The 22487-nt window shown below is 58.0% G+C and carries 23 protein-coding genes and 1 pseudogene; 18 read left to right on the top strand and 6 right to left on the bottom strand.

The window, feature by feature from the left end:
• Positions 1-217 precede the first annotated feature (217 nt).
• The 6 genes from QSV77_RS01000 to motA all read right to left on the bottom strand — a co-directional run bounded on the left by QSV77_RS01000 (position 218) and on the right by motA (position 5375).
• Positions 218-655, bottom strand: a complete 438-nt coding sequence (locus QSV77_RS01000; RefSeq protein WP_142841134.1) for a hypothetical protein — start codon at positions 653-655, stop codon at positions 218-220.
• Between the two features lie 5 nt (positions 656-660).
• The gene (flhB, locus tag QSV77_RS00995; RefSeq protein ID WP_271360674.1) at positions 661-1743 is read right to left on the bottom strand and encodes a flagellar biosynthesis protein FlhB; all 1083 of its coding nucleotides are present in this window, start codon (positions 1741-1743) and stop codon (positions 661-663) included.
• Between the two features lie 127 nt (positions 1744-1870).
• Complete coding sequence (gene fliG / locus QSV77_RS00990; protein ID WP_046800589.1) at positions 1871-2914, bottom strand: flagellar motor switch protein FliG; 1044 nt, start codon at positions 2912-2914, stop codon at positions 1871-1873.
• A 27-nt stretch (positions 2915-2941) separates the two neighbouring features.
• Positions 2942-3481 (bottom strand): flagellar motor switch protein FliN, encoded by a 540-nt coding sequence (gene fliN, locus QSV77_RS00985; protein WP_302732270.1) that lies wholly within the window; start codon positions 3479-3481, stop codon positions 2942-2944.
• 65 nt (positions 3482-3546) lie between these two features.
• Positions 3547-4506 (bottom strand): FliM/FliN family flagellar motor switch protein, encoded by a 960-nt coding sequence (locus QSV77_RS00980; RefSeq protein ID WP_269698657.1) that lies wholly within the window; start codon positions 4504-4506, stop codon positions 3547-3549.
• Positions 4503-5375 carry a flagellar motor stator protein MotA gene (gene motA, locus QSV77_RS00975; protein WP_046800586.1) on the bottom strand — a complete coding sequence of 291 codons (873 nt, stop codon included), beginning with the start codon at positions 5373-5375 and terminating at the stop codon, positions 4503-4505. The genes QSV77_RS00980 and motA overlap by 4 nt, the downstream gene beginning before the upstream one ends.
• 185 nt (positions 5376-5560) lie before the next feature.
• Here motA and QSV77_RS00970 point away from each other — a divergent pair, with 185 nt between their 5' ends.
• The 18 genes and pseudogenes from QSV77_RS00970 to QSV77_RS00885 all read left to right on the top strand — a co-directional run bounded on the left by QSV77_RS00970 (position 5561) and on the right by QSV77_RS00885 (position 22228).
• Positions 5561-6340, top strand: a complete 780-nt coding sequence (locus tag QSV77_RS00970; protein WP_271360671.1) for a DUF1217 domain-containing protein — start codon at positions 5561-5563, stop codon at positions 6338-6340.
• A gap of 1 nt (position 6341) precedes the next feature.
• On the top strand, positions 6342-7076 hold the full coding sequence (flgF, locus tag QSV77_RS00965) for a flagellar basal-body rod protein FlgF (RefSeq protein ID WP_142841128.1): 735 nt from the start codon (positions 6342-6344) through the stop codon (positions 7074-7076).
• Between the two features lie 11 nt (positions 7077-7087).
• On the top strand, positions 7088-8494 hold the full coding sequence (gene fliI, locus QSV77_RS00960; RefSeq protein WP_142841126.1) for a flagellar protein export ATPase FliI: 1407 nt from the start codon (positions 7088-7090) through the stop codon (positions 8492-8494).
• A 4-nt stretch (positions 8495-8498) separates the two neighbouring features.
• A complete protein-coding gene (locus QSV77_RS00955; protein ID WP_142841124.1) occupies positions 8499-9062 on the top strand; it encodes a hypothetical protein in 564 nt (187 codons plus the stop codon).
• A gap of 160 nt (positions 9063-9222) precedes the next feature.
• Entirely contained in the window at positions 9223-9615 is a 393-nt protein-coding gene (gene flgB / locus QSV77_RS00950; protein WP_046800582.1) for a flagellar basal body rod protein FlgB, read from the top strand.
• Between the two features lie 3 nt (positions 9616-9618).
• The gene (gene flgC, locus QSV77_RS00945; RefSeq protein ID WP_046800581.1) at positions 9619-10038 is read left to right on the top strand and encodes a flagellar basal body rod protein FlgC; all 420 of its coding nucleotides are present in this window, start codon (positions 9619-9621) and stop codon (positions 10036-10038) included.
• Positions 10035-10370, top strand: coding sequence for a flagellar hook-basal body complex protein FliE (locus tag QSV77_RS00940; protein ID WP_046800580.1), 336 nt, complete (start codon positions 10035-10037; stop codon positions 10368-10370). Before flgC ends, QSV77_RS00940 begins: the two co-directional genes overlap by 4 nt.
• Positions 10371-10388: 18 nt before the next feature.
• On the top strand, positions 10389-11177 hold the full coding sequence (gene flgG / locus QSV77_RS00935) for a flagellar basal-body rod protein FlgG (RefSeq protein WP_003503427.1): 789 nt from the start codon (positions 10389-10391) through the stop codon (positions 11175-11177).
• Positions 11178-11197: 20 nt separating this feature from the next.
• Positions 11198-11686, top strand: a complete 489-nt coding sequence (gene flgA / locus QSV77_RS00930) for a flagellar basal body P-ring formation chaperone FlgA (protein ID WP_142841122.1) — start codon at positions 11198-11200, stop codon at positions 11684-11686.
• Positions 11687-11763: 77 nt separating this feature from the next.
• Positions 11764-12804: pseudogene (locus QSV77_RS00925) on the top strand (flagellar basal body P-ring protein FlgI); the annotation flags it as partial.
• Complete coding sequence (locus tag QSV77_RS00920) at positions 12801-13337, top strand: MotE family protein (RefSeq protein WP_046800577.1); 537 nt, start codon at positions 12801-12803, stop codon at positions 13335-13337. The pseudogene QSV77_RS00925 and the gene QSV77_RS00920, both read left to right, overlap by 4 nt.
• Positions 13334-14053 (top strand): flagellar basal body L-ring protein FlgH, encoded by a 720-nt coding sequence (gene flgH, locus QSV77_RS00915; protein ID WP_046800576.1) that lies wholly within the window; start codon positions 13334-13336, stop codon positions 14051-14053. Before QSV77_RS00920 ends, flgH begins: the two co-directional genes overlap by 4 nt.
• Positions 14054-14080: 27 nt before the next feature.
• Positions 14081-14584, top strand: a complete 504-nt coding sequence (locus QSV77_RS00910) for a flagellar basal body-associated FliL family protein (RefSeq protein ID WP_302732269.1) — start codon at positions 14081-14083, stop codon at positions 14582-14584.
• Positions 14581-15318 carry a flagellar type III secretion system pore protein FliP gene (gene fliP, locus QSV77_RS00905; RefSeq protein WP_052817083.1) on the top strand — a complete coding sequence of 246 codons (738 nt, stop codon included), beginning with the start codon at positions 14581-14583 and terminating at the stop codon, positions 15316-15318. The genes QSV77_RS00910 and fliP overlap by 4 nt, the downstream gene beginning before the upstream one ends.
• 373 nt (positions 15319-15691) lie before the next feature.
• On the top strand, positions 15692-16894 hold the full coding sequence (locus QSV77_RS00900) for a flagellin (RefSeq protein WP_142841117.1): 1203 nt from the start codon (positions 15692-15694) through the stop codon (positions 16892-16894).
• A 586-nt stretch (positions 16895-17480) separates the two neighbouring features.
• Positions 17481-18821 (top strand): flagellin, encoded by a 1341-nt coding sequence (locus tag QSV77_RS00895; protein WP_142841116.1) that lies wholly within the window; start codon positions 17481-17483, stop codon positions 18819-18821.
• Positions 18822-19090: 269 nt separating this feature from the next.
• Positions 19091-20428 carry a flagellin gene (locus QSV77_RS00890; protein ID WP_142841114.1) on the top strand — a complete coding sequence of 446 codons (1338 nt, stop codon included), beginning with the start codon at positions 19091-19093 and terminating at the stop codon, positions 20426-20428.
• 435 nt (positions 20429-20863) lie between these two features.
• Positions 20864-22228, top strand: coding sequence for a flagellin (locus QSV77_RS00885; RefSeq protein WP_271360669.1), 1365 nt, complete (start codon positions 20864-20866; stop codon positions 22226-22228).
• Positions 22229-22487: the final 259 nt, after the last annotated feature.

The following is a 22487-nucleotide window of genomic DNA, read 5'->3' as shown; positions in this document are numbered from 1 at the left end:
GGTTGAAATGAGCCACCGCGACCTGCCGTTCGTTAACAAATCGTTAATTCGATAGGTACCAAACAACAACGCTGATTTGCAAGGCGTTCCTCGCTTCCCCAGTCGGTTTTGCGCAAAGCGGCAGGCTTCAGGCAAGGTCGGGCGAAAAAGCGATCAAACAAAACCTTTGCGACCGCCATTTCGGCAGTCGCAAAGGATAATCATCCGGTGGTGATATTCAGGCCGCTTCGCCCTGGCGGGTCGCAACGAATCGGGCCGCCATCAGGCTTCTGCGCAGGAACTCGGTATTCTCATCCGGGTTTTCCGACGGGTTCTGAAACGAAACATGATTGATCTCGACCGCCGCATGTTCATTGGCGAGGATCAATTGTGCGTAGACCGTGGCACCCTTCGGTTTGATTTCGAGATCGAGAACGATCTCGGGGGCGCCTTCCCATTCGAGCTTGTATTCGCCGCCCGCACCAAAATTGATCGTGCCGGGATGATAATAAAGCTCAGCGGCGGAAGAGACGAGGTCGGCGATGCTGCCATAGCACTCGAATCGGAGCAGCGAAATCAGGTCTGCCGGGTCTAGCAATCGTAATTCGGTAGCGATCGGGTTGATCGCCTCTGCGACGATCATTTCCCGCTGTTCAGAATAGGCGGATTTTTTCATTGGTTTTATTGAACCCGTATTTTCGATGACTTCATGGCGTAAACCCGATGAACGAGCTCAGCCACAGCCTTATAAAAGGCTGGTGGAATCACACTATCGATCGAGACTTGCGCAAACATGGAGCGTGCGAGCGGTGGGTCTTCAAAAACTGGGATATTGTTTGCTTCCGCAATCTCGCGGATTTTCAATGCGATAAGGTCCTGGCCCTTGGCAACAACGACAGGTGCATCACCTTCTTCGCGCACGTAACGCAGCGCCACCGCAAAGTGTGTCGGATTGGCGATGACGAGTGTTGCGCGCGGCACATTGTTGATCATGCGGCGGCGGGCGCGATCGCGGGCGATCGAACGCTGGCGGGATTTGACCACGGGGTCACCCTGCGATTGCTTGTATTCTTCCTTTACCTCGTGCTTCGTCATCTTCAGCTGGCTGAACCAGTGGTGGCGCGTCCACAAGAGATCGACGGCGGCAAGCAGTGCGGTCGAAAGCAAGATCACGATCATCATTTTTTTGACGATCTCGACGACCCTGACGAAAATCACCTGCGGATCGGAAAACATCAGGTCGATGAGACTGTAGAAATCGCCGCGCAGCGACATGAACATGATGATCGAGACGATCAATATCTTGAACAGCGACTTGCCGAATTCGACGAAGCCCTGCTTGCTGTAAATGCGCGTGAACCCCTTTGCCGGCGAGATGCGCGACCATTGCGGACGCACCCTCTCAAGCACTGGCGATGGCAGGTTCTGGAGAAACGACGAGGCAAGGCCGAAGACGATGAACATGATCATGGCCGGCATGAGCAGATAGGCCATGGACGTGCCGAGGAAATAAAGCAGCGACAGGGCATCAGGCCGGGTGCTCAAGTCCCATTGTTCGGGCTGACCGAACAGGTCTTTCAGCGTGACGCCAAGCCGGCCGGCGCCATCGGGCAAAAAGAAGACCAGATAACAGTAAAAGGCGAGCGACGAGGCAAAGATCGGCACTTCCCGAGAGAAGGGAAGATTGCCCTTCTCAGCCGCATCGCGGAGCTTTTTCTCCGTCGGGGCTTCTGTTTTACTGTCCTTGTCCTCATCGTCTGCCAAGGCACGTTCCCGGGGTCAAAAAAAGGCCCGCCGATCCCGGCAGGCCGTCATCCCGAAACTAACGCCCGAGACCGGCCATCGCAATGGCCGGTTCTGTCCAAAGCGCGGGTTATCAACCGGCTTCCGCTCAAGCGGCGGCCGATTGTTCTTCCGCGCCGGCTTCCTTCAGCTGGATCTGGCCGGAATTGGCCAGACGGATCGCCTCCTGGGCGACCGCGCGGCGGGCAATCGCCACTTCGCGGGTGTTGACCGAGGCCTGCGGTACGGCGAGATCCGATTCGATCATGCGGCGCTGGCGCGGGCTGATGCTGGACAGCACACATTCCTTGATTTCCATCGTGGCGCCACGCAGCGCCATGGTCAGAACGTCGGCCGAAACATCGTTGAGCAGCATGACGCGGCTGCGCTGCGGCATGAACATGAGGTCGTCGAAGAGGAAGATCTTCGGCTTGACCTTGTTTGCGGCTTCCTTGCTGAGCGTCTCGAGCGAGCTGAGCAGCGTATCGACCTGCGGCTTTTCCAGCTCGTTCATCAGATCGGCAACCTTCGTGGAGCCGCCCGCATTGCGTTCCGCCTCGATCTCATTGATCAGATTGATCACACGCTTCTCGATGATCTGGGCAGCCGTCGGGCTCACTTCCTTCATGTTCACCGTGCGGTTCATGATATCGGCGCGCTGCTCTTCGGGAATGGTCAGGAGAACCTTGGCACCGAAGGACGAGGGCAGCATGGAGAGGATATAGGCGATGGTCTGGGGATGCTCGCGCAGCAGGAACTTGCCGACGAATTCCGGCTCCGCTTCCTGCAGGCGATCCCAGATCGAGGCTTCATAGGCCTGGAAGGCGGCACGGCGGCCAAGCAGGCTGTCCACCTCTTCAGGGGTCAGTCCTTCTTCGAGAATGCTTTCAATTGCCTTGGCATTGTCCATGAGACCCGTTCCTTCGGTGAACAGGTCTTCGAACTCCGCCACGATCTGCGCGAGTTCATCCGGAGGAATGACGCGCAGGGTCTGGGCCGAGGAAATGATCATCTGCAATTCGTGCTGCGTGAAAAACTTCAGCAGCTTGCCGGCGACGCCCTTGCCCATGGCAAGCAGCACCGCGGCCGCCTTGTCGGCCTGAGACAACGGCTTGCCCGCAAGGGGGTTACCGAAATCCTCGAAGTCCATCATGGTCTTTCCTCTCCGTCCCCACAGGGATCAGGCTTTTCTGGTACTCATTACTTCAATCAATTTTACGCCGAAGCGCGTATCGTCGTCTTCAAGTACCGTTATCTCACCGCGCGCAATACGGCGGCCATTCACCATGATCTCGACCGGCTCGCCAATCTTGCGGTCAAGCGCAATCGTCGCACCCTCTTCAAGGCTCATCAGCCCCGAAACCAGCATACGGCTGGTGCCGAGAACGATCTGGACATCGATCGGGATGTCCATGATCAGTTCCATGTTTTCGGACAATCCGCTGCCAAGCGGCGCCTTCACACCCGCGACCTGCGGGGCGGCAGCAAAATCATCCATTCCAAAATCGGCCGCTCCGCCACCGAAGGCGGAAAGGTCGGTGTCCGTGGAAGCATCATCCGTGCTTCCGAAATCGCCGAAGTCGCCAAAATCGGACAGCGAACCTTCTGCATCCGTCTTGAGGACGCCACGCAGATCGCCGATAGCCTGGTCGAGGTCGCCGGCATCTTCCAGCGACTGCAGCTCCGCATCATCGGTCACAGGTGTTTTCTTCGTAGCCATGCGCTGATTATTCCCTTTGAAACTTGCGTCAGCCTGCCCAGAGCCCCCGAAAGGGCGGGCAGGATTTAACCCATCAGATGTCGCAAAATCTCGTCGTCCGTGCTGACATTGTTCTTCACCCGAACCATGTAGCGCTCACCGGACTTGCCGAATTCGCAATTATAGAGCTTGGAGCCGTTGGCGCTGACCTCGACGCCGATATCGTCCTGCTTCAGGTCCTGAAACGGAATGACATCGCCGGCCACCAGTTTGGAAATCGTCCGCAAGGTCAGCGTTTCGAGCTTGATGCGCGCCTCGAGCGTTACCTGCGATCTCTTCACCTGCTGCGAGATCATCTCCATCCATTCCTCCTGCTTCTTCAGCGCCTGGGCCGAAGCCTTGGGTGCGACGATGGAGGTCTTGAGCAGTGGCCGCTGCGGCACGATGAGAGAAAACTCCGACGAAACCTTGCCGATATCGATCTTCATGCGGATGGTGACGCCGTAAAGGCCGGCAATCATCTCGTCGAAGGCGCTTTTTCCATTGGCACTGAACGGCGGGTCGATTGTCGCCTCGAAACCGCCCGGCGCGTTCACGCCCGAACGCAGTACGCCCGCGATGCGGCCGAGAACCATGGCCGCAAGGTCAAGCTCGATATGCGACAGGTTGCGCTCGTCAGGTTCGCCGATGGTGTCGGGTGCCGCACCCAGCATGCGTTCCATGAGCGCGATGACAAAGCCGTTGCCGACCGCCATCATGAAATTGGGGCACCAGTTGCGCAGCGAACAATCGGCAACAGAGACATTCTGCCCGACATTGGCGATGAGATCCGTCATCAGCCCCGATTCGGAACCGATATATTCGACGTCGATCGCGATGCCGGTCTCGCTGTGAAAGATATCGGGCAGGAATTCGCTGTAGAGATGACCGATATCGGAGCCGATCCTGGCGATCGTCTTGCGGTCGGAAAGTCCTCCCGTCAGCTTCGCAAGCAGGGCGGTGTCGATGGCGGGGGCTCTTTGCGCTGCAGCTTTTGCCATGGTCATGCCGCCTTGTTTTCGCCGCCGGGATTCATCATCTCCTGCTCGACGGCGTCGATGGACGGCCGCTCGTAGTTGGAGATGGTCTTGCGGCCATATTCAAGCGCGACCTGCGGCACCGAGCCGTTCATGTAGGCGATCAGCGTCTGCTTGACGATGATATAGAGGCGGTGCTGCTTGGAGCGGACGATCTTGACCTGCGATGCGAGCGGGTTGCAGATCGAATAGGACAGGATGATGCCGAGCATGGTGCCGACGAGTGCGGCGCCGATGAGGCCACCCAGCACTTCGGGCGATTCGTTGATCTTGCCCATGGCCTTGATGACGCCGAGAACCGCCGCGACGATACCGATGGCGGGGAAAGAATCGCCCATCGTGGTGATCGCGTGGTATGGCTTCAGCTTGTCGTAGAGGATGGTTTCGATTTCTTCATCCATCAACGCCTCGATTTCGTGGCTGCGGGCATTGCCGATGATGATGAGACGAACGTAGTCGCAGATGAACGAGGTCAGTTCCTTGTTCTTCAGAACCGAGGGCGCCGACTGGAAGATCGAGGATTCTTCCGGATTGTCGATATGCGCTTCGATCTCGTTGCGCGATTTCGTGCGCAGGTCGCGCATCAGCGAATAAAGCACGCCCAGCACGTCGAGATAGTTGCGCTCCTTCGGGACCGAGTGTTTGAAGGCCTCGCCGAGCGCCTTGCCCGAATCTTTCACGACCTTCATCGGGTTCGCCATGATGAAGCCGCCAAGCCCCGCTCCGCCGATAATCAACAGTTCGAACGGCTGAATGAGGACGTCCAGATGGCCGCCCATCGCCATGTAGCCGCCGATGATGCAGCCGAAGGTGATTATAAGTCCAATTACAATATTCATTGATCGACCACGCCCGAACAGTGTTCCATGCCGCCATCTCTAGAAAATGTGGCTTGCGTGAACCTGTCCGCTACGCCTCTTTCATGCTCCTCCGGCAACCAGTTTCGCACAAGCAAGCTACGGCAATATGCCGGCAAAGGCGGACGTGCGCCTTGAGATCGGGATCAAACGAGAGCGGCGGTTCAGTGACTTCCACCTACACCAGCTACAGACTGATCAGTCAGGACATCGGCAAGTCGCTTGAGCGCGTGTCGAAGCAGCCTGACGTGGCGCGCGAAACCGAATATTACCGGGCAAAAATCGGCGATGTGAAATCCATCGACGACTTCATGGCCGATACACGCCTTTATAATTACGCGCTGAAAGCCCACGGCCTTGAGGACATGGCCTATGCGAAAGCCTTCATCCGCAAGGTGCTGACGGAAGGCACCTCGGACAAGAATGCCTTCGCCAACAAGCTTTCCGACAATCGTTATGCGGATCTGGCGAAATCGCTGAATTTTGCCGAGCTGGGAAAAGCTGCGACCACGACCGAGGCGGCACAATCGGGCACCATCGAGAAATATGCCCGCCAGACGCTGGAGCAGACAGCCGGCGATGACAATAACGGCGTCCGGCTTGCCCTTTATTTCGAGCGCAAGGCGCCGACGATCAAATCAGGCATGGATTTCCTCGCCGATGACGCGCTCGCGCAGGTGTTCCGCACAGCCTTCAACCTGCCTGACGAATTTGCCGCTGCAAGTGTCGAGAAACAGGCCGCTCTCATCGAAAAATCCATCAAGATCAAGGATCTGCAGGATCCTGAAAAGGTCGGCAAGCTGCTGGAGCGTTTCACCATCATGTGGGAAATGCAAAACCCCTCAACGACCTACGACCCCCTGGCCGTCTTCGGCTCCTCCAGCGGCTACGGCATTTCCCCGGACCTGCTGATTTCCATCAACTCCCTGAAACTCGGAGGCAAATGATATGCAATCCGGACTATATGTCGCCCTGTCCTCGCAGATCGCGCTGGAGCGCCGTCTCACCACCATTTCCGATAATATGGCGAATGTGAACACGGTCGGCTTCCGCGGCTCCGAAGTGAAATTCGACGAAATGGTCGCCAAGAACCACAATGACATGAATGCCAAGGTGGCCTTCGTTTCACAGGGCAACGACTATCTCTCCACCCGCCAGGGCGCTTTCGAGCAGACCGGCAATTCCTTCGACTTCGCCATCAAGGGCGATGCCTGGTTCTCGATGGAAACGCCTGATGGCCAGATTCTCAGCCGCGACGGCCGTTTCACCATGCGCCCGGACGGCGCGCTGATCTCGTCGAACGGTTATCCCGTCCTTGACGCCGGCGGCGGTCCCATCCAGCTCAACCCGAATGGCGGACCGATCACCGTAGGCCTCGACGGTGCCATCAGACAGAACGAGAATATCGTCGCCACGCTCGGCATCTTCAGGGCGGATTTCTCGCAAGGTTTCCTGCGGCATCCCAATAGCGGCGTGAAGCCCGTGGCCCAGCCGACACCGGTCGTCAACGATCACGAGGTCGGCGTCGTTCAGGGCTATCTCGAACAGTCGAACGTCAACGGCATTTCCCAGATGACGCAGCTCATTCAGGTCAACCGGGCCTTTGAGAGCATTTCCTCGCTGATGCGCGATACCGAATCCACCTTCGGCGAAGGCATCAAGACGCTTGGCGGCGCGCGTTAAGGAACTGAGCAATGACAATGCCGGAAACCATGCTCTCGGCTGAGGCTATTTCACCGAAGCTTGCCCAGCTGGCGAGCCTCGCCGGGCACTATGCCGATCCGGAGTTTTCGGTGGCGCCGGGCGGCCATGTCCGCACCATCGCCGCCGGACACTATACGGTTTCCGGTCTGTCGCGGCATGTGAGGCTCGGCGAGTTCGTCGCCCATCGCAGCACGACCGGCATCCATCTCGGCGAAGTCGTGCGCGTGGAGCCGGATATCTGCTATGTCTGCCCCATCGAACCCGGTGAACCGATCGGCATCCACGACACCGTCATCCGCAAGGGCGCTTTCCGCGTCGCGCCTGACGACAGCTGGTGCGGGCGCACCATCAATGCACTTGGCGAACCTATCGACGGTCAGGGGCCGCTTTCCTCCGGTACAGAGCGCCGGTCGATCTCCAACAACGCGCCACCATCCATGACGCGCAAGCGTGTGGAGACGCCTTTCAAGACCGGCGTGCGGGCAATCGATATTTTCTCTCCCTTGTGCCTCGGCCAGCGCCTCGGCATTTTCGCCGGTTCGGGCGTCGGCAAATCCACGCTGCTGTCGATGCTCGCCAAGGCCGACGCTTTCGACAAGGTAGTGATTGCGCTGGTCGGCGAACGCGGACGCGAAGTGCGCGAATTCATCGAAGACACGATGGGCGAGAATATGAGCAAGTCCATCGCTGTGGTTGCGACGAGCGATGAAAGCCCGATGCTGCGCAAGATGGCGCCGCTTTCCGCCGTCACCATTGCCGAGCACTTCCGCGACAAGGGCGACAACGTCCTTCTCATCATCGACAGCGTCACCCGTTTTGCCCATGCGATCCGCGAAGTGGCGGTTGCCTCCGGCGAGCCGCCGGTGGCGCGCGGTTATCCGGCCTCTGTCTTTACCGAACTGCCGCGCCTTCTGGAACGGGCGGGACCGGGTGCCGAAGGCACCGGCACCATCACCGCCATCGTCTCCATTCTGGTCGATGGCGACAACCACAACGATCCGATCGCCGATTCGACCCGCGGTATTCTCGACGGCCATATCGTGCTGGATCGTAGCCTTGCCGAAGAAGGCCGTTATCCGCCGATCAATCCGCTCGCCTCGATCTCGCGTCTTGCCAAGAAGGCATGGACGCCGGATCAGGAAAAACTGGTCTCGCGCCTGAAGGCGCTGGTGCATCGCTTCGAGGAAACGCGGGATCTGCGGCTCATCGGCGGTTACCGGCCCGGCACCGATCCCGATCTCGACATGGCGGTAAAGCAGGTGCCGATCATCTACGAAACGCTGAAACAGCTTCCGAACGAACCGGCGGCGCAGGACGCCTATGCTGATCTCGCGACGGCGCTGCGGGGCGGAGTGCAGAACAATCAGCCGCAGGTAAACCCAAGAATGAGAGGCTGACGCCGTGAAAAAGAAAAAGATCGACAATGGCGACGTCGAGGATGCACGGCCGCAGCCGCCTTTCTTCACGCTCGACCGCATTCTGGCCTGGACGGGAATTGGGCTTGCCGCAGCGGCCGCCTTTTTCCCTTGGTATGTGTTCTTCAATGAAGACAAGTTTGGGATAAAGGTGGCGGGCGGTGACCGCACACGCGACCTGCCCCACACCGGCCCCCGCGAAGTCTTCAGCGTTTCGCCGATGGCCATGACCAACCGCAACAAGGAAGACATGCCGCCACCGGCCGAACTGCCTGACATGCTGACGACGGCGACAGTCAACGCCAGCGGCAAGGAAAAGCAGAACGATCTCGCCGCCCGAGTGGAAGATCAGCCCTTCCCCGGCCAGACGTCGTTCCGCCTGCTGCATGTTTCCAACGGTCGGGCGCTGATCGAGGATGGATCGGGCATGTATATGGTGCGGGTCGGCTCGACATTGCCCGACAATGCGCTTCTGACCAAGATCGAGCAACGCGGCGGCGAATGGCAGATCGAAACATCCGCGGGTAAAACATATCGTCCTGAAAAATAGACGAATTTTCTTTCCTGAAAAAAGGCGCGCCGCCTCTGCGGACGCGCCTTTTTTGTTTCACGGATGACCGTTCTGCCGCCGTTCGACGCCTTCGCCCCTCCCCGCAAGTCTGACGCAAGATTAGCCCCTTAGGTTCGGGCCATACGAGATGGAGAAGTCTATGCAACCGATTCAACTGTTCGATCTGGCATCCCGCCAAGCGGAATGGCTGAGCGTGAGGCAGGAAGTCGTGGCGACCAACATCGCTAACGCCAACACCCCCAAGTTCCACGCCAAGGATGTCAGCCCTTTCGAAGCGGTCATGCAGGCCACCAGCCAGCAGGTCGGCATGGCAAAGACCCATCCCGCCCATTTTGGCGCGAGCAACCTCAGCGAAAATATCGCCGTGCGTGACAACCCGGTCAATAACGAGATCGGCATGCAGGAATCCGGCAATTCGGTCGCGCTTGCGGAAGAAATGACCAAGACCGGCGAGATCAAGCGGCAGTACGACCTGAACGCCAATCTCGTCAAATCCTTCCATCGCATGATGCTGATGACGGTTAAGAGGTAAACCATGGATCCCTTGAGTGCGGCGAGCAAGATCGCGGGCAGCGGCCTGGAAGTGCAGTCCACCCGACTGCGCGTCGTGTCCGAAAACATCGCCAACGCCAGATCGACCGGCGACACCCCCGGCGCCGACCCATATCGCCGCAAGACCGTTACCTTCGGTTCCGAGCTCGACCGCGTCAGCGGCGTGGAGCGCGTGACGGTGAAGAAGCTCGGCGTCGACCGTGGTGACTTCGTCAACGAATACGATCCCGGCAACCCGGCCGCCGACACCAACGGCATGGTGAAGATGCCGAACGTCAACATCCTGATTGAAATGGCCGACATGCGCGAAGCAAACCGCAGCTATGACGCCAACCTTCAGGTCATCCGCCAGACACGCGACCTCGTCGCCTCCACCATCGACCTTCTGAAGGCATCGCAATGATCGACGGCATCAAGCAACTCAGTTCCCTTTCGCTCACGCGCGGCGCAAGCGACATCTCCTCGCTGACGGAAAGCGTTTTCGGCAGCCAGCAGACGACGCCCGCCCAGCAGACGGGCGCAAGCTTCGCGAGCGTTCTCGGCAACGTATCGCTGGATGCGATGAACAACCTGAAGAAGGCGGAAGTCGCTTCCTTCGAAGGCATTCAGGGCAAGGCGAACACGCGTGAAGTGGTCGATGCCGTGCTTTCGGCCGAGCAATCGCTGCAGACCGCCATCGCGCTGCGCGACAAGATCGTGTCGGCCTATCTCGACATTACCAAGATGCAGATCTAGCCCAGCGGGAATATTGATATGAGAGCTCTTGCAATCGCCGCCACCGGTATGGACGCCCAGCAGACCAATCTGGAAGTCATCGCCAACAACATCGCCAACATCAACACCACCGGCTACAAGCGCGCGCGTGCGGAGTTCACCGATCTGCTCTACCAGACCGAGCGCATGCAGGGCGTGCCGAACCGCGCCAACCAGGCGATCGTGCCGGAAGGTGCCAATATCGGTCTCGGCGTACAGACGTCCGCCGTCCGCAACATTCACACCCAGGGCAACCTGATCGAGACCGGCAACAAACTCGACGTGGCGATCATCGGCCAGGGCTGGTTCCAGATCGAAGCGGCTGACGGTTCGACGCTCTACAGCCGCGCCGGCGCCTTCAACAAGAACGCCGACGGCAATCTGGTGACGGTCGATGGTTATAATGTCATTCCCAACATCAACATCCCGACCGACGCGCAGGACATCACCGTTACCCGCACGGGTCAGGTGACGGCCCGTATCGGCAATGCCGCTGACTTCACCGAACTTGGCCAGCTGACCATCGCCAACTTCGCCAACGAAGCCGGCCTGAAGCCGCTCGGCGACAACCTTTTTGCCCAGACACCGGCTTCCGGCGACGCGGTCATCGGCGTGCCTGACGATCCGAGCTACGGCTACATCAAGCAATCCTATCTTGAAGGCTCGAACGTCGACGCCGTCAAGGAAATCACCGACCTGATCACGGCGCAGCGCGCCTATGAGATGAATTCCAAGGTCATCACCACCGCTGACGAAATGGCATCGATTGTCAGCAAGAACCTGAAGTAAGAACGGAAAGGCAGGCGGACATGAGGTTTGGCCGAAAAAATAACAGCTGCAGAACGGCGCTCGTCCGTATGTGCCTGGCGTCTGCCTTTTCACTGGTTGCCATGGCGCCGGCTTTCGCCCAGGCGCCGATGGCGTTGGTTCCCACCCGCACCATCTATCCGGGCGAGGCGATTACGCCCGAGCAGGTGAAACCGGTGGAAGTGACCAATCCCAACATTTCCTCAGGTTACGCGACCGATATCAGCGAAGTGGAGGGCATGATCTCCAAGCAGACCTTGCTTCCCGGCCGCACCATTCCGGTTGCGGCATTGCGCGAACCATCGCTGGTGGTGCGCGGCACCAGCGTCAAGCTCGTTTTCACCATCGGCAACATGACGCTGATGGCGTCGGGAACGCCGATGACCGACGGCTCACTGGGTGAAGTGGTGCGGGTGCGCAACATCGATTCCGGCGTGATGGTCAGCGGCACGGTCATGAAGGACGGAACCATTCAGGTGATGGCGAAATGAGATTGCTTCGTATCCTGGCCGCGGCCATTCTGTTTTCGGCCCAGCCGTTCCTTCCCGTACCCGCAGCCCATGCCGATACATCCCGCATCAAGGATATCGCATCGCTGCAGGCCGGACGCGACAACCAGCTGATCGGATACGGTCTCGTCGTCGGCGTGCAGGGCACGGGCGACAGCCTGCGCTCCTCGCCATTCACCGAACAATCCATGCGCGCGATGCTGCAGAACCTCGGCATCACCACGCAGGGCGGCCAGTCGAATGCCAAGAACATCGCCGCGGTGATGGTGACGGCCAATCTGCCGCCGTTTGCCAGCCCCGGCAGCCGTGTCGACGTAACGGTCAGCTCGCTCGGCGACGCCTCTTCGCTGCGCGGCGGCACGCTGATCATGACCTCGCTTTCCGGCGCGGACGGGCAGATCTATGCGGTTGCCCAGGGCGCGCTGATCGTCAACGGCTTTTCGGCGCAGGGCGATGCCGCGACGCTGACGCAGGGCGTGACCACATCCGCACGCGTGCCAAACGGCGCGATCATCGAGCGTGAATTGCCGTCCAAATTCAAGGATTCGGTCAATCTGGTCCTTCAGCTGCGCAATCCCGATTTTTCGACTGCGGTGCGTGTTGCGGACGTTGTCAACGCCTTTGCCCGCGCCCGTTACGGCGATGGTATCGCCGAGCCGCGCGATTCGCAGGAAATCGCAGTGCAGAAACCCCGCACCGCTGACCTCACCCGGCTGATGGCGGAAATCGAGAACCTGACCGTGGAGACGGATACGCCCGCCAAGGTCGTGATCAACGAACGCACCGGCACGATCGTCATCGGCGCGGATGTGCGCATCTCCCGCGTTGCCGTCAGTTATGGAACTCTGACCGTGCAGGTGACGGAATCACCGCAGGTCATCCAGCCGGCGCCCTTCTCGCGTGGCCAGACCGCCGTGCAGCCGCAGACGGACATCATGGCGCTGCAGGAAGGCAGCAAGGTCGCCATCGTCGAAGGTCCCGACCTTCGCACGCTGGTTGCCGGTCTCAACAGCATCGGGCTCAAGGCGGATGGCATCATATCCATCCTGCAAGGCATCAAATCCGCCGGTGCCCTTCAGGCGGAGCTTGTGCTGCAATGATGGAACTTCTTAAAAACCAAGCCCTGCCGAATGGTCTTGTCCGGTTCGCAGCCGTTGCCTCCCTGCTTTTCCTGCTGCCGGCCGCCGGCGCCGAAAGCCAGCAGAATGTGGTGTCGGAACTGAGCACGCAGGATGAAATCCAGAAATTCTGCACCAACATTGCCGATGCGGCCCGCGACCAGCGTTACCTGATGCAGAAGCAGGAGCTTGAAAAGCTCCAGGCCGACGTCAACGAGCGCATCTCGGTGCTGGAAGACCGCAAGGCGGAATATGAGGACTGGCTGGCGCGCCGCGAACATTTCCTCGCCCAGGCGAAAGCCAATCTCGTCGATGTCTACAAGACGATGAAGCCCGATGCCGCCGCACCCCAGCTCGAAAAGATGCATGTGGAGATTGCGGCCGCCATCATCATGCAGCTGCCGCCGCGCCAGTCCGGCCTCATCCTCAGCGAGATGGATGCGCAGAAAGCCGCCACTGTCGCCGGCATCATGTCGCAGGCAACCGACAAAAACACTTCGAAGGATCCTTCATGAGCACGCGTCGTCTTCCGGCCCTCCTCCTGCCGCTCGCTCTCCTGGCAGGCTGCCAGAACAACCAGACCCTGAAGGAAATCGGCAACGCACCCGCGATGAGCCCGATCGGCAGCGGTCTGCAATTCAGCCAGACGCCGCAGATGGGCATGTATCCCAAGCAGCCGAAACATATGGCGAGCGGCTATTCGCTGTGGAGCGACAGCCAGGGCGCCTTGTTCAAGGATCTGCGCGCGTTGAATATCGGCGACATCCTGACCGTCAACATCCAGATCAACGACAAGGCCGATTTCGACAACGAAACCGAGCGCAACCGCACCAATTCCAGCGGTCTGAACTGGAAGGCCAAGGCGGAAATCTTCGGCTGGACGCCGGAGGCGGACTCCAACATCAAATACGGATCGGACACCGACACCCAGGCCAAGGGCAAGACCAAGCGTTCCGAAAAGCTGACGCTGATGGTGGCCGCCGTGGTGACCGGCATTCTGGAAAACGGCAACCTCATTATCAGCGGTTCGCAGGAAGTGCGCGTCAACCATGAAATCCGCATCCTCAATGTCGGCGGTATCGTCAGGCCGCAGGATGTCGATGCGCAGAACATGATTTCCTATGAGCGTATCGCCGAGGCCCGCATCTCCTACGGCGGTCGTGGCCGCCTGACGGAAGTGCAGCAGCCCCCGGTCGGTCAGCAGGTCGTCGACCTGTTCTCGCCGCTCTGACGCCGGTTTGCGGGAACGGGACTGACCATGGAAAACGAACAGGCTGAGAGCAAGAAAAAGTCCTCCCCGGTGGTCATGACCATCGCCGGGGTTGTGATCCTGACGCTGCTCGGTGCGGGCGGTGGCTGGCTGGTGGGCGGCATGATCGCCCCGAAAATCGCCGGCGCGGAAGCCGCAGCGCACGCACCGGCCGCTTCGGGTGAAAAGGGCAAGGCCGCCGAGGGCATCGAGAAAATCTCGGCCGAAGCGAACGGCATCGTCCAGCTCGAACCCATCACCACCAACCTCGCCTACCCTTCGACCAACTGGGTGCGGCTGGAAGTGGCGCTGATGTTCAAGGGGCCGGTGGAAGTTGGGCTGGCGGAGGATATCCACCAGGATATCATGGCCTATGTGCGCACCGTTTCCCTTCAGCAGCTGGAAGGGCCGCGCGGCTTTCAATATCTTAAGGATGACATTCAGGAACGAGTTGACCTGCGCTCGCAAGGGCGCGTATCCAAGGTCATGTTCCGGACCTTTGTCATCGAATGATTCGATTTCTTGTAACCATCGCCGTCCTCCTCGCCTTGCCGGGCCTTGCCAACGCCCAGCAATTTCCGTCCGATCTGTTCAATACACAGATAGACGGATCCGTTGCGGCATGGATCATCCGCACCTTCGGCCTTCTGACGGTTCTCTCCGTCGCGCCGGGCATCCTGATCATGGTCACGAGCTTTCCGCGCTTCGTGATCGCCTTTTCGATCCTGCGCTCCGGCATGGGACTGGCCTCTACCCCGTCCAACATGATCCTTCTGTCGATGGCGATGTTCATGACCTTCTACGTCATGTCGCCCACCTTCGACAAAGCCTGGACGGACGGCGTGCAGCCGCTTTTGCAGAACCAGATCAACGAGCAGCAGGCCATAGGACGCATCGCCGAGCCCTTCCGCACCTTCATGAACGCCAATACGCGTGACAAGGACCTGAAGCTGTTCGTGGATATCGCCCGCGAGCGCGGACAGGAAGTGATGACCGACAATGTCGTCGATTACCGCGTGCTCGTTCCGGCCTTCATGCTGTCGGAAATCCGCCGCGGTTTCGAGATCGGTTTCCTGATCATCCTGCCGTTTCTGGTCATCGATCTCATCGTCGCCACCATCACCATGGCCATGGGCATGATGATGCTGCCGCCCACCTCCATTTCCCTGCCGTTCAAGATCCTGTTTTTCGTGCTGATCGACGGCTGGAACCTGCTTGTCGGCAGCCTCGTCAGATCGTTCAACTGACGGTATTTGTGCCGAAATAAACTTCATTAATCCTGTTTGTTAACCCCGCAGCCCCAAGGCAGCGGGGTTTTCGCGTTTTAAGGCTTTGGTTACCAAATTTGCTAGGGGTAGGATAACTATAATCATCAGGCAATGGGTAACCATTTTGAATAACTCCTGAATAACCATAATTAATTCATCACAAAAGCAACCGCCAAAATTAAGAATTGTGCAATTTTTCGCTGGGAAACTCCAATCCACACGCAGCGGGTTTGGTTTCCAGAACATAGTAATTCTGAACCGAGTGGCATGAAGCCGAAACGTTGTGGCCGGTAATACCAAGTCCGGAATGTCCCCACTCCAGTATCTCGTAAAAACAAGGGACACATTTATTATGGCAAGCATTCTTACCAACGCTTCTTCTATGGCCGCTCTCCAGACGTTGCGCACGATCAGCAACAACATGGAATCGACGCAGAACCGCATCTCGACTGGCCAACGCGTTAGCACGGCTTCCGACAACGCCGCTTACTGGTCGATCGCGACCACGATGCGCTCCGACAATGCAGCCCTCGGCTCGGTTTCCGACGCTCTGGGTCTCGGCGCCGCAAAGATCGACACTGCCTATGCCGGTATGGAATCTGCGATCAAGGTCGTTGACCAGATCAAGCAGAAGCTCGTCACCGCCAAGGAATCCACCGCCGACAAGGCAAAGATCCAGGCTGAAATCACCCAGCTCCAGGATCAGCTGACGTCCATCACCTCTTCCGCATCGTTCTCCGGTGAAAACTGGCTGAAGGGCTCGATCGGCAAGGCCGGTGCTGCTGCTGCCGATCTGGCAGTCGGCGTATCGATCGACAAGCAGATCGTTGGCTCGTTCACCCGTGACGCATCTGGCAATGTCCAGACGCAGGCTGTTGATATCAAGCTTGACGGCACGAACGTACTGGTCGACTCCAGCGGCAAAAACCAGGGCCTTCTGGACAAGAACGCTACGAAGGCAACCGTTGCTCAGTGGACGGACGGCAAGTACTACACCGCAACGACGACCCCGCCCGCTGCTGCGACCGCTTCCAAGGTATCGGACAGCGTCTGGACGGACGGTGCCGCTACTCCGAAGTTCTTCAAGGAAGTTGAACCGAACAAGTTCCTGGAAGTAACGGACGCAACCGGTACTGCGCTCGCTGGCACACCGACCGCTCTGACCACGACGGCTGCCGTGTTCGTAACGGACACTTCCGTCTCCAAGGTCGACATCACCAAGCTAAGCACGATCAAGACCGGCCTCGGCCTTGCCGCCACGGCAACGGACGAAGACGTACTGGACAGCCTGATCTCGCATGTCGATGGTCAGCTGGAAGGCATGAACTCCGCAGCTGCAAAGCTTGGTGCTCTTTCCTCGCGTATCTCCCTGCAGGAAGACTTCGTCTCCAAGCTGTCGGATACGATGGAAAAGGGTATCGGCCGCCTGGTTGACGCCGACATGAACGAAGAGTCCACCCGCCTCAAGGCTCTGCAGACGCAGCAGCAGCTGGCAATTCAGGCCCTCTCGATCGCCAACAGCGACTCGCAGAACATCCTGTCGCTCTTCCGTTAATCGGACCCAAACGACAAAAACGAGCCGCGCCCGAAAGGGCGCGGTTTTGCTTTATGGAGCGGCCCGCAAACCGCAATATTTCGTTTACCATCCCTGCTTTCAAAGCATTTACCACGATTTGAACGAGGGGCCGTATACCCTCTGAAATTAGGAAATTGGCAAGTACCGGCTGTCAGATTTTACGCATGGACAAGCGGATAGCCGCTGTCCGGAATGACATGAAACACAGGATCGCAAGCGGTGGCTGACCGTCTTGCAATCAGGTGAAAAAGCAAACGCGACGGAGGCTGACCCGAGCGTATTGTTCCTCTACCAAAGCCGCATCCGGAAACGGGTGCGGCTTTATGGTTTTTTAAGCATTTCCGGTTACACGCGCACGCGCGCAAAGGTTGCGAACCAAATAGTCAGAATGCACTTTTTTAGCGAGTTATTAGATGTTAATTAACTATATGAAGGTTAGCTAAGCCATCGAAACGGTGAGCTAACCATTAAAAATCAGCCGGTTAGCAGGCATGACGCTGCGCGCTGTTCCCGGTGAAACCGGAATGTCCCTTTTCTAATCAGCCATTCAAGGGGCAAATTCATCATGACAAGCATTCTTACCAACGTCGCAGCCATGTCTGCGCTCCAGACCCTGCGCTCTATCGGCCAGAACATGGAAACGACGCAGGACCGCGTCTCTTCCGGCCAGCGCGTCGGCGAAGCTTCCGACAACGCCGCATACTGGTCGATCGCGACCACCATGCGTTCCGACAACGGCGCTCTGTCCGCCGTACAGGACGCTCTCGGCCTCGGCGCTGCCAAGGTTGATACCGCCTATTCCGGCATGGAATCGTCCATCGACGTCGTCAAGGAAATCAAGAACAAGCTGGTTGCCGCCCGCGAACCCGGCGTCGACAAGTCCAAGATCCAGGAAGAAATTTCCCAGCTGCAGGATCAGCTGAAGTCGATCTCCAGCTCTTCGTCCTTCTCCGGTGAAAACTGGCTGCAGGCGAAGATCAGCGATGGCGCCGGTAACCTGACCGACGTCACCAAGCAGGTCGTCGGCTCGTTCATCCGCGACGCTGGCGGCAATGTTTCCGTCAAGACGATCAATGTCGCGCTGACAGCCGACACCGTGCTGTTCGATACATCTTCGGGCACCGCCGCGAACAAGGCCGGTATCCTTGATACCTTCGCTTATTATTCCAAGTCCGGCACCTATGATCTCTTCAAACTGACTGCCGGCGCTACCGCCGCAACAGCAACGACCAAGGTCGTAGCTGCCGAGACCTATACCGAAGCGCAGCTCAAGGCGAGCGCCCTTGGAAATGGCGCTGCGGTTGCCGACTATGAAGTGATGGCAAACGGCCTGGCGGTCATCAAAAACGCAGCGGCGGGTTCCCCGATTGCCGCAACCGGCACATACCTTAAAGTCGGCGATGACAAGTATGTAAAAATCATCTCGGCAGCTGCCGGCGCCCCCGCCGCCTCCGACGGCCCGACGGCCCCGGTCGTAAACACCTCGATTGGCTCTGTCGGCGGCGTCGCTGTATATCTCGATCAGGGCGCTGCAAGCACTGCAGACAAGCTTGCTTACTCCCTGACATCGCTCGACATCACCAAGGATCTCGTCGGCCCGACCGGTGTGACCCAGACCGCCGAGCAGGCACTCGACACCATGATCTCCTTCGTCGACAAGCAGCTCCAGAGCATGACGTCCGCCGCCGCTGACCTCGGCTCGGTCAAGATGCGCATCGAACTGCAGGAAAACTTCGTCAACAAGCTGACCGACTCGCTCGACAAGGGCATCGGCCGCCTCGTAGACGCTGAAATGAACGAAGAATCCACGCGCCTTAAGGCTCTCCAGACCCAGCAGCAGCTGGCTGTTCAGGCCCTGTCGATCGCCAACAACGACTCGCAGAGCATTCTCTCGCTCTTCCGTTAATCGCAAGCAACATCATTCAAATCGGAAAGCCGCGCTTCGAGCGCGGCTTTTTTCATTCTGATATTTTCAGACTATTCGCATATTAAGATTTTATCGTGAGACGTGAGAATCCTTAGGTCTTCATTAACTATAAGGCGGTTAGCTAGAGCCATCGAAACGGCGAGCTAACCATTAAAAATCAGCCGGTTAGCAGGCATGACGCTGCGCGCTGTTCCCGGTGAAACCGGAATGTCCCTTTTCTAATCAGCCATTCAAGGGGCAAATCTACCATGACAAGCATTCTTACCAACGTCGCAGCTATGTCTGCGCTCCAGACCCTGCGCTCTATCGGCCAGAACATGGAAACGACGCAGGATCGCGTCTCCTCCGGCCAGCGCGTCGGTGAAGCTTCCGACAACGCCGCCTACTGGTCGATCGCAACCACCATGCGTTCCGATAACGGCGCTCTTTCTGCTGTACAGGACGCTCTCGGCCTCGGCGCTGCCAAGGTTGATACCGCCTATTCCGGCATGGAATCGTCGATCGACGTCGTCAAGGAAATCAAGAACAAGCTGGTTGCCGCCCGCGAACCCGGCGTCGACAAGTCCAAGATCCAGGAAGAAATTTCCCAGCTGCAGGATCAGCTGAAGTCGATCTCCAGTTCTTCGTCCTTCTCCGGTGAAAACTGGCTGCAGGCGAAAGTCAGCGACGGCACAGGCAAGCTGACCGACGTCACCAAGCAGGTCGTCGGTTCGTTCATCCGTGATTCCGGTGGCAACGTTTCCGTCAAGACGATCAACGTTGCCCTTAGCAACGACACCGTCCTGTTCGACACGTCTTCCGGCGCTGCAAAGGACAAGCAGGGCATCCTCGATTCCTTCGCTTCCTACTCCTCGACCGGCGCTTACAAGAACTTCGAAATTACGACTGGTGTTGGCGCTGCCAAGGCCACCACAGTCAAGGCTGCAATGGTATTCACCGAAGCACAGCTTAAGGGTCTGACGCCCGCTGCTGCTGCTACTCCGGTTACTGCCGTCGCGGATGCGACAACCGGCCTGGTCGTCGTGGCCAACGCTTCGGCAGCCGAGAACGGCGCTTATCTGAAAATCGGTGACGACCAGTTCGTCAAGGTTATGGGTGACGGCACCACCGGCAACGCCACCACTGTTGACACGGCACAGGTTACGGCTGGCACCGTGGCAATCGGCACGACGAAGGATGGCAAGAACGTCTATCTTGAAACCGGCGCCAACAACCAGCTCGCCAAAGCCCTGAACTACTCGCTGACGTCGCTCGACATCACCAAGGATCTCGTCGGCCCGACCGGCGTGACCCTGACCGCCGAGCAGTCCCTCGACGCCATGGTTTCCTTCGTCGACAAGCAGCTCCAGAGCATGACGTCCGCCGCCGCCGACCTCGGCTCGGTCAAGATGCGCATCGAACTGCAGGAAAACTTCGTCAACAAGCTGACCGACTCGCTCGACAAGGGTATCGGCCGTCTCGTGGACGCTGAAATGAACGAGGAATCCACGCGCCTCAAGGCTCTCCAGACCCAGCAGCAGCTGGCTGTTCAGGCCCTGTCGATCGCCAACAACGACTCGCAGAGCATTCTCTCGCTCTTCCGTTAATCGCAAGCGTATCACCCAGAATGGAAAGCCGCGCCTCGAGCGCGGCTTTTTTTCGTTTATCGCCCCCTCGAAGGGAATTGAAATTTACCTGGCATTCCGTTTTTCCGCGGACGGCAAAATTGAGTTCACCTCGAGATTATCCAGTAAAAAGCGGGCGAAGCACCAGCCATGGCGTATTGCCATTTGGAACGCCGCATCCGGAGACAGGTGCGGTTATATTATTTTTAACTTTTTTAGATGATTTACACGTAAAAATTTCACCATCACATTTTTACTACTTTAAGTATTTATTAACCATGAAGCGGTTAGCTAGAGCCATCGAAACGGCGAGCTAACCATTAAAAATCAGCCGGTTAGCAGGCATGACGCTGCGCGCTGTTCCCGGTGAAACCGGAATGTCCCTTTTCTAATCAGCCATTCAAGGGGCAATTTATTATGACCAGCATTTTGACAAACGTTGCAGCCATGTCTGCACTCCAGACCCTGCGTTCCATCGGCCAGAACATGGAAGCCACACAGGACCGCGTCTCTTCCGGTCAGCGTGTCGGCGAAGCTTCCGACAACGCCGCCTATTGGTCGATCGCGACAACCATGCGTTCCGACAACGGCGCTCTGTCCGCTGTCCAGGACGCTCTCGGCCTCGGCGCTGCCAAGGTTGATACCGCCTATTCCGGCATGGAATCGTCGATCGACGTCGTCAAGGAAATCAAGAACAAGCTGGTTGCCGCCCGCGAACCCGGCGTCGACAAATCAAAGATCCAGGAAGAAATTGCCCAGCTGCAGGATCAGTTGAAGTCGATCTCCAGCTCCTCGTCCTTCTCCGGCGAGAACTGGCTGCAGGCGAAGATCAGCGATGGCACGGGTAAACTGGCCGACATCACCAAGGAAGTTGTCGGCTCCTTTATCCGCGACAACAGCGGCAACGTTTCGGTAAAGACCATCAATGTCGCGCTCGGCAATGACACCGTCCTGTTCGATACGTCTTCCGGCGCTGCGAAGGACAAGCAGGGCATTCTCGACTCTTTCGCCGTCTATTCCTCGACGGGGTCGTACAAGAACTTCGAAATCACGACGGGCGTCGGCGCTGCAAAGGCGACTACGGTCAAGGCAGCAGTAGTGTTCAATGAAGCGCAGCTGAAGGCTCTGACGCCTGCAACGGCGGGAACGCCGGTCGCTGTTACCCCTGACGCTACCACCGGCCTCTATGTTGTCACTTTGGGTTCGACGGCAACGGAGAACGGCGCTTACCTGAAGATCGGCGACGATCAATATGTCAAAGTCATGGGTGATGGCACGGCAGCCACCGCTTCAACGGGTACTGCCGCCATCGACACGGCTCAGAAAGCGCTCGGCACTGTCGCGATCGGCACGTCCAAGGATGGTCAGAACGTTTATCTTCAAACAGGAACCGGTAACCAGCTGGCGAAAGCGCTTTCCTACTCTCTGACGTCTCTGAACATCACCAAGGATCTCGTCGGAACGTTGACGAATGCGGACGGTTCCGCACTTTCTGCGAACCAGTATCTCGACGCGATGATCGTATTCGTCGACAAGCAGCTCCAGAGTATGATCTCCGCCTCCGCCGACCTTGGTTCAGTCAAGATGCGTGTCGAACTGCAGGAAAACTTCGTCAACAAGCTGACCGACTCGCTCGACAAGGGTATCGGCCGCCTCGTGGACGCTGAAATGAACGAGGAATCCACGCGCCTCAAGGCTCTTCAGACCCAGCAGCAGCTGGCTGTTCAGGCCCTGTCGATCGCCAACAACGACTCGCAGAGCATTCTCTCGCTCTTCCGTTAATCGCAAGCGACATCACTCAAAATGGAAAGCCGCGCCTCGAGCGCGGCTTTTTCATTATGGTTAAGAGAAATTATTATTTCCTAATTTTTATTAATAGCGATTTAGGCTTTGTTAACCATTCGCCGCCTAAAACCTAGTCATCGAAACGATTGGTTAACCAAGACGAAAAAGAGGTTAACAGGCATCAAGCCGCTCGATCGTTCCCGGCGGCAATCCGGAATGTCCCTTTTCATTTCAGCCAATCAAGGGGCAAATAATT

This window comes from Agrobacterium sp. V1 (genome assembly GCF_030518355.1).
GTDB classification, from domain to species: Bacteria; Pseudomonadota; Alphaproteobacteria; order Rhizobiales; family Rhizobiaceae; genus Agrobacterium; species Agrobacterium cucumeris.
This window is presented reverse-complemented; position numbering and strand designations above follow the sequence as displayed.

Coding starts and splice junctions, on each gene's coding strand:
- QSV77_RS00885 (WP_271360669.1), top strand. CDS start 20,864: ATGACCAGCATTTTGACAAACGTTGCAGCCATGTCTGCACTCCAGACC.
- fliG (WP_046800589.1), bottom strand. CDS start 2,914: ATGATGGACTTCGAGGATTTCGGTAACCCCCTTGCGGGCAAGCCGTTG.
- QSV77_RS00910 (WP_302732269.1), top strand. CDS start 14,081: ATGGAAAACGAACAGGCTGAGAGCAAGAAAAAGTCCTCCCCGGTGGTC.
- motA (WP_046800586.1), bottom strand. CDS start 5,375: ATGAATATTGTAATTGGACTTATAATCACCTTCGGCTGCATCATCGGC.
- flgF (WP_142841128.1), top strand. CDS start 6,342: ATGCAATCCGGACTATATGTCGCCCTGTCCTCGCAGATCGCGCTGGAG.
- flgG (WP_003503427.1), top strand. CDS start 10,389: ATGAGAGCTCTTGCAATCGCCGCCACCGGTATGGACGCCCAGCAGACC.
- QSV77_RS00920 (WP_046800577.1), top strand. CDS start 12,801: ATGATGGAACTTCTTAAAAACCAAGCCCTGCCGAATGGTCTTGTCCGG.
- QSV77_RS01000 (WP_142841134.1), bottom strand. CDS start 655: ATGAAAAAATCCGCCTATTCTGAACAGCGGGAAATGATCGTCGCAGAG.
- flgA (WP_142841122.1), top strand. CDS start 11,198: ATGAGGTTTGGCCGAAAAAATAACAGCTGCAGAACGGCGCTCGTCCGT.
- QSV77_RS00890 (WP_142841114.1), top strand. CDS start 19,091: ATGACAAGCATTCTTACCAACGTCGCAGCTATGTCTGCGCTCCAGACC.
- QSV77_RS00900 (WP_142841117.1), top strand. CDS start 15,692: ATGGCAAGCATTCTTACCAACGCTTCTTCTATGGCCGCTCTCCAGACG.
- fliN (WP_302732270.1), bottom strand. CDS start 3,481: ATGGCTACGAAGAAAACACCTGTGACCGATGATGCGGAGCTGCAGTCG.
- flgH (WP_046800576.1), top strand. CDS start 13,334: ATGAGCACGCGTCGTCTTCCGGCCCTCCTCCTGCCGCTCGCTCTCCTG.
- QSV77_RS00980 (WP_269698657.1), bottom strand. CDS start 4,506: ATGACCATGGCAAAAGCTGCAGCGCAAAGAGCCCCCGCCATCGACACC.
- QSV77_RS00940 (WP_046800580.1), top strand. CDS start 10,035: ATGATCGACGGCATCAAGCAACTCAGTTCCCTTTCGCTCACGCGCGGC.
- flgC (WP_046800581.1), top strand. CDS start 9,619: ATGGATCCCTTGAGTGCGGCGAGCAAGATCGCGGGCAGCGGCCTGGAA.
- fliI (WP_142841126.1), top strand. CDS start 7,088: ATGACAATGCCGGAAACCATGCTCTCGGCTGAGGCTATTTCACCGAAG.
- fliP (WP_052817083.1), top strand. CDS start 14,581: ATGATTCGATTTCTTGTAACCATCGCCGTCCTCCTCGCCTTGCCGGGC.
- QSV77_RS00895 (WP_142841116.1), top strand. CDS start 17,481: ATGACAAGCATTCTTACCAACGTCGCAGCCATGTCTGCGCTCCAGACC.
- flgB (WP_046800582.1), top strand. CDS start 9,223: ATGCAACCGATTCAACTGTTCGATCTGGCATCCCGCCAAGCGGAATGG.